Source organism: Methylobacterium gnaphalii (assembly GCF_007992215.1).
GTDB classification, from domain to species: Bacteria; Pseudomonadota; Alphaproteobacteria; order Rhizobiales; family Beijerinckiaceae; genus Methylobacterium; species Methylobacterium gnaphalii.
The window spans coordinates 1-3,233 of sequence record NZ_BJZV01000080.1 but is presented as its reverse complement, the minus strand read 5'-3'; the positions used below and the strand labels follow the sequence as shown (position 1 = coordinate 3,233).

At 63.9% G+C, this 3,233-nt stretch carries 3 protein-coding genes and 1 pseudogene; all 4 read left to right on the top strand.

The features are described 5' to 3' along the window. A pseudogene (locus MGN01_RS23905) lies at positions 1-974 on the top strand (hypothetical protein); the annotation flags it as partial. Between the two features lie 2 nt (positions 975-976). After that, entirely contained in the window at positions 977-1,432 is a 456-nt protein-coding gene (locus MGN01_RS23105) for a hypothetical protein (RefSeq protein ID WP_147049133.1), read from the top strand. A gap of 9 nt (positions 1,433-1,441) precedes the next feature. Next, a complete protein-coding gene (locus MGN01_RS23100) occupies positions 1,442-1,744 on the top strand; it encodes a hypothetical protein (RefSeq protein WP_147049132.1) in 303 nt (100 codons plus the stop codon). A gap of 709 nt (positions 1,745-2,453) precedes the next feature. Beyond that, positions 2,454-3,233: hypothetical protein (locus MGN01_RS23095; RefSeq protein WP_147049131.1), on the top strand; the 780-nt coding region annotated here is incomplete at its 3' end.

The following is a 3,233-nucleotide window of genomic DNA, read 5'->3' as shown; positions in this document are numbered from 1 at the left end:
TCAGCTCCGCGCCGACGATCAAGGTCAGCATCACCGGCGCAGCTGCGATCACGTCGTTCGGTCCTGGCAAGCATCTGTTCCGCCTCCTGACCTTCGCGGACGGTGGCGCGCTACTGACCCACAACGCCACGTCCCTGAAGCTGCCGGGCTTGGCCAACATCAAGACGCAGGCCGGCGATCGGTGCTTCGTCACCACGGACGCATCCGGCAACGCCACGGTCTTTGCCTACAGCCGCGCCGATGGATCTGCCCTGAGCTATGCCGGCCGCTCGCCGTCTTTCCGCAACCGCATCCGTAACGGCGATTTCAGCGTCAATCAGCGGGCGGTCTCCGGCACCGTGACCCTGGCGGCCTTCGCGCGTGGTCACGATGGCTGGCAGGCAGGGTCCGGCGGCTGCACCTACACCTTCGCGACGTCGGCCGGTCGCACGACGATCACCATCACGGCGGGCTCGCTTTACCAGACGATCGAGGGCGCCCTGTACCTACCAGAGGGCGGAACCTACACACTCTCATGGGGCGGCACGGCGCAAGGCCGCATCTACCAAGGATCAGCGGGTGCCTATGCCGGATCTCCGGTCACAGCATCTGGCCTGACTGCAGGAACGAACACCGTAGTTGAGTTTTCGACGGGCACCGTTTCTCTCGCGCAACTCGAACCAGGTAACGCGCCGACCCCGTTCGAGTATCGCGACGACGAGCTGCGCCGCTGCCAGCGGTACTTTGAGCGGGTGCGGACGATCTTTGGCGGTACCGCCGCAAACGGCGGTGCCGGTATTTACATCACCGGCTTCTATAAAGTCACAAAGGCATACACTCCGACCATAACCAATATTTCCGTTGCGGCGTCCGCAAATCTAACGAGCACAAATATCTTGGGCGTCGATAAGGACACCTTCCAGCCGTACGGTGTCAGTGGAGGAACAGGCGGATACGCCTTCGACGCCTCGTTTTATGCATCTGCGGAGCTGTGATCATGTATAGTCGCATCAGCAACTATAGCGGCATCATCCGCGACGCCGACAGCGCGGTCATCCCGCCAGATCCGGACAACCGCGACTGGCAGGCCTACCAGGGGTGGCTTGCTGAGGGGAACAAGGCCACCGATCCTCCTGCGGCACCGCCGCCTGCGCTCCCCGCCATCACCGATCGCCAGTTTGGCGAAGGCCTCTGGCGCGAGAAGCTGATCTCCTTCGCCGAGTACCTGGCCTTCGTCGGCCCCGGCACTGTCCCGCCACCGCTGCTCGCCATCATCAACACGCTCGACGACGACGACACGGGCAACCCGACGCCCCGCAAGGTTGCCCTTGGCCTCGTGACCGGTGCGCAGACCTACGCCTTCGACAACTCGCTGGTGGACGTGGTCCGACAGGCTCAGGGCTGGAGCGAGGATTACCTGCGCGAGCGCTGGGCCGAGTGGGCGCAGCTTTAGGAGAGAACCATGCTCACGCTCAGACAGACCAAGGTCGAAGAGACCACGCTCGGCACGCCCGAGGCGATTGCCGATCACGTCCATGCCGAGTTCGAGCGTCGGCAGGCGGCGGCCCCGTTCAAGAACGGCGACCGCGTCCGCATCACGAACCGCGCCGGCATCCCGCCAGAGTTCATGGTCGGCGATGTCGGCACCGTGATGCTCTGGGATCCCGAGTTCAGCCCGCTCACCACGCTCATGGGCGTGAACGATCAGGGCATGACGATCCAGTTCCCGGTGCAGACGGCGAACCTGGAGCGGATCGAGAACTGAAGCGGGCCGAACGATCTGAGGGGCATCGGACCGCCCGACCCGCCGCCGCCCATGCCGACCAGGTGGCTGGGCGACTCGAACACCGTCTACTTTCGCACTTTCCGATTCGTAAACCCCCAGCCGGCCAGGCGAGGCCAAGCACAAGCGGGCCGGACAGCACTGGAGATACTGTCTGGCCCGCCGTCGCCCTGGATACGGGAGCTAATCGCCAGGGCATCTCGTGAAAATAAGCAGGCCGAACAGTCGACGTCCAGGAAGACCGCCCGACCCGCCGTCGCTAGTCCTGTGAGGGAAGGATGCGACGGGCCAGTGTACGTCCCGCGCCCCGACCATCCGACTGCAATTCGGTAGCTCACCCGTCTGGGTGAAGCCGAGCACTCTCAGACCGGCGGGATACGAGCATCGTCCTTTTCGCACAAGTTCATCATGAAGCCGCCAGTAACCACCGGTCCAGTAATGCAGACAGCGACCCTTCCAGGCGAGTGATCATCGCTCAAAACCTCGACGCGATGCTCGGCCGTTACGAAGTTGGATAAACTGATTTCAGCCGCCACTCTCGCTTATTCGCAAGTTGTCGCATTTGCCGATAGCGTGTCGGCCTCTACGGCGGCCAGCACTTCTTTTTGAAACTCACGGCTCATCACTTTGCTCATCCGCTGAGCGAACAATCCGCCTGTAGTAAATCCGTTCCCCGAGAGAGAATACATCAATGGCTGCTGCGCTGGATCGCGCCGCGTTCTTCGCGGCTGTGCGGAACACACCTTTCGGCGGAAGCCTGTCGCAGAAGCAGGTCGACGGCATGAACGCGCTGCTCGACGCCTGCCCGCCGGCGATGGAGACCTCGCCACTTGCGTACTGCTTCGCCACGACGAAGTGGGAGACCGGGCACGCGATGTGGCCGGTTTCAGAGAACCTGAACTACTCGACGGCCGCACGCATCCGGCAGGTCTGGCCGAGCCGTTTCCCGAATGACGCATCCGCGCAGCCCTACGTCCGCAACCCGCAGGCGCTCGCGAACAAGATCTATGGCGGCCGGCTCGGCAACAAGCTGCCGAACGACGGCTGGGACTTCCGCGGTATGGGCGATGTCCAGGCGACCGGCCGGGACAATGCTCGCCGCGCGACGGGCCGCCTCCGTGACCTCGGATACCTGACGAAGGATCAGGATCTTGAGGTGACGCCGACCCTGATGCTGGACCCGTTCATCGCGGCGGCAATGCTCTACACTGGCCTCTCCGAGGGCTGGTACACCGGCCGGAAGCTGTCGGACTATTTCGAGCCAGGGCGCGAGAACCCGATCGCTGCCCGCGCGATGGTCAATCCTGACAGCAACGGCGTGGCCATCGCCGGCCTGCATTCTGGCTTCAAGGCCGCGCTGGTCGCAGCCGGCCACAAGTCGAACGCCGCTGCAGCCAGCGTGCCGACGCCCCCGGTGACGACGGCTCCGCTACCTGTGCCGAGCCTGCCGGAAGTGATCAGCCAGATCCCC

Coding starts and splice junctions, on each gene's coding strand:
- MGN01_RS23105 (WP_147049133.1), top strand. CDS start 977: ATGTATAGTCGCATCAGCAACTATAGCGGCATCATCCGCGACGCCGAC.
- MGN01_RS23100 (WP_147049132.1), top strand. CDS start 1,442: ATGCTCACGCTCAGACAGACCAAGGTCGAAGAGACCACGCTCGGCACG.